Here is a 2,212-nt window from a genome sequence, read left to right as displayed (position 1 = left end):
TTGGATTAATAGGAGGTGATACATTGGAAGACCAAGAAAAAGACGAAGTGCAAAGGGTAGCCAAAGACGAACATTTAGAATTTGGGGAAATTAGATATATTTTCCATTGTGGAAGGCTGGTTAAAAAGGAGATTGTCAAGCGGATTGAAATAAAAGAAAATTAAAGGTTTTATCGACCAATCAGGAACCGTTATTCGGCGCTGTCGGTCGGTGGAGGTTTTATCTCTACTATCGACAGCTTTTTTATTTTAAAAGGAGGTAAACGAATGGTCGAGAAATGCGTATATTGCAAAATTAATTTGGTAGAAATTAATTTAAAGGATACCGATGTTGGCTTTGTAAAAAGACTGCGATGTAATTCATGCAAAACTGAGTTTTTAATTAGCCCATATTATAGGGGACATGGAATGAGGTTAACCCGTAGGTTATGGGACAATTCAGCAGGAGAAAACTTAGGAAGAATAGATGACGAGAGTTGGGATTTTGTAGATTGGGATAACGTTGTTAGAACTTACGAGGAACGATAATGGTTGAATACTCCATTGAAGAAATCAAAAAATATTTGAACGGAGGAGTTTTAAGACAACGTGAAAAACTTATGGGTTCTACTCCATCTTTAACTTATAAGGAGTTAGGAAGGTATTATTGCTGGTATTGCCAACCTGATGCTTTTAAACAGATTGATGTTATTTTAAGTGCTATTACTCAAAAACAAAAAGATATTGAAGAAAGAAAATTAAAAGAAGATTTTCTGTTGTTACAGATTTATACAACCTTAGATAATCATCCTTGCTGTATTAAGTGCTATCGAAAACTTACCGGAAAAGGGAAGCATTTGTTAAATGCGTCTCATAGTTGGTTTTTTGAAGATGATAAACAGGTTGAATATTTAGATTTTATAAGGGCAATTGAAGGCGTAGAGCTAACGGTTAAACAAAAGAAAATATTAAGGCTGTATATGCTGGAATATACTCAGGAACAAATAGCGGAGCAGTTAAAAATAACAAAACAAACAGTATCAGAACAATTAAATTCAATTTTTAAAAAAATATTTAACTTTTTAAACTGTATACCCTGACAAAATGGTCTGAAAATGTCAGTGAATATATAGGAGGGAATTTAATGGAAAAACTAACTCCTTCATATTCGTTTAAACAAGTTGTGTTTGCTGTGAGAAAAGATAACCCTTTGTGGAAAGAAGAAGAAGTTATTGAAAGGGCAAAAACAATATATAGTGAAATAGTAAAACTTGATACAGAATGGAATAAGAGCAATAAAAGGTTTAATCGACTCTGTAGTTTATATGGAACCTCAGCAGACGTTGCAGGTCGAGAAGGTTGGGAAAGGTTTAAAAACAATCGACCAGTAAGAAGAAAAAGAAAAATAATTTAACCAGTCTCCTTTTGAACAAGAAAAATAAATGGTTGTTAGAGGAAAAGAACTGGTTAATTTTATGATCCCCAACATTACCCTTAGAGCGAAAGCTACCAAGGATCGTGATGTTGGGAAACTATGCCGAAGAAGCGCAGGGTATGCGCCGCCGGAATAAGGGGTATTTGAGCCAATGATATCCGGTTAGGATTGGTCATCCTGTAAAAGTGCGGTAGGTGCTAACCACACCAAGTTGGCTCCCCAGTTGGTTCAACTCCAACCTTCGGCAAGCTGATCCGATCTCTCGAATGAGAGGGTAGGATCTAATCACCAGGCAGGGAACCAGAGCAAGGGTGAGTCCTTGGTTTGCTTCCCTGCAATGCCACCGTCTCCTAAATGGTAGGGAATTTGTTTTGTAAACAAAAAGTTGAGGGTTCGAGTCCTTCCGGTGGCTCCAAAAATGGGGGTGTATGGGAAGCTCCGCTTATGGCGAGAGGAACAGGAGGTTCAATTCCTCCTCACCTCCACCAGTTTCAACAACTGCTGAAATTCCCAGAATAAGTGAAATACGACATATGAGGAGGAGTGATGACACTAAAAACTTGGAACGGTGATGAAATTACTCAACTCATCACGCTTTATAAAGACGGGTATAACGTAGAAGATATCAGCAATAAACTCGGAAGAACTCGAAAGTCAATAACTCGCAAGCTTGAAAAATTAAACGTCAAACGGTTTGAAAGAAAAACCTTTGAATGGGCGGAGGAAATTAAACTTCCTCAAAGAGTGAATATTTACGGAGACTGTATCATAACCTCTGATTGGCATGTTCCATATTGTG

Annotated in this window: 5 protein-coding genes and 2 tRNA genes; all 7 read left to right on the top strand. The window is 37.3% G+C overall.

The window, feature by feature from the left end:
• Positions 1 to 266: 266 nt before the first annotated feature.
• On the top strand, positions 267 to 527 hold the full coding sequence (locus tag PLK24_RS10930) for a hypothetical protein (protein ID WP_324479070.1): 261 nt from the start codon (positions 267 to 269) through the stop codon (positions 525 to 527).
• Positions 527 to 1,078, top strand: coding sequence for a helix-turn-helix transcriptional regulator (locus PLK24_RS10925; RefSeq protein WP_324479068.1), 552 nt, complete (start codon positions 527 to 529; stop codon positions 1,076 to 1,078). Before PLK24_RS10930 ends, PLK24_RS10925 begins: the two co-directional genes overlap by 1 nt.
• Positions 1,079 to 1,122: 44 nt before the next feature.
• On the top strand, positions 1,123 to 1,392 hold the full coding sequence (locus PLK24_RS10920) for a hypothetical protein (RefSeq protein ID WP_324479066.1): 270 nt from the start codon (positions 1,123 to 1,125) through the stop codon (positions 1,390 to 1,392).
• Positions 1,393 to 1,420: 28 nt separating this feature from the next.
• On the top strand, positions 1,421 to 1,549 hold the full coding sequence (locus PLK24_RS10915) for a hypothetical protein (RefSeq protein WP_324479064.1): 129 nt from the start codon (positions 1,421 to 1,423) through the stop codon (positions 1,547 to 1,549).
• 203 nt (positions 1,550 to 1,752) lie between these two features.
• Positions 1,753 to 1,828, top strand: a tRNA-Thr gene (locus tag PLK24_RS10910).
• Positions 1,829 to 1,833: 5 nt separating this feature from the next.
• Positions 1,834 to 1,901 (top strand) — tRNA-Leu (locus tag PLK24_RS10905).
• A gap of 58 nt (positions 1,902 to 1,959) precedes the next feature.
• On the top strand, positions 1,960 to 2,212 hold a 253-nt coding region (locus PLK24_RS10900), incomplete at its 3' end, for a hypothetical protein (RefSeq protein ID WP_324479062.1).

It is taken from the genome of Atribacter sp., assembly GCF_035418125.1.
Taxonomy (GTDB): domain Bacteria; phylum Atribacterota; class Atribacteria; order Atribacterales; family Atribacteraceae; genus Atribacter; species Atribacter allofermentans.
The sequence above is the reverse complement of the archived record's forward strand: the minus strand, read 5'-3'. Positions and strand labels throughout refer to the sequence as shown.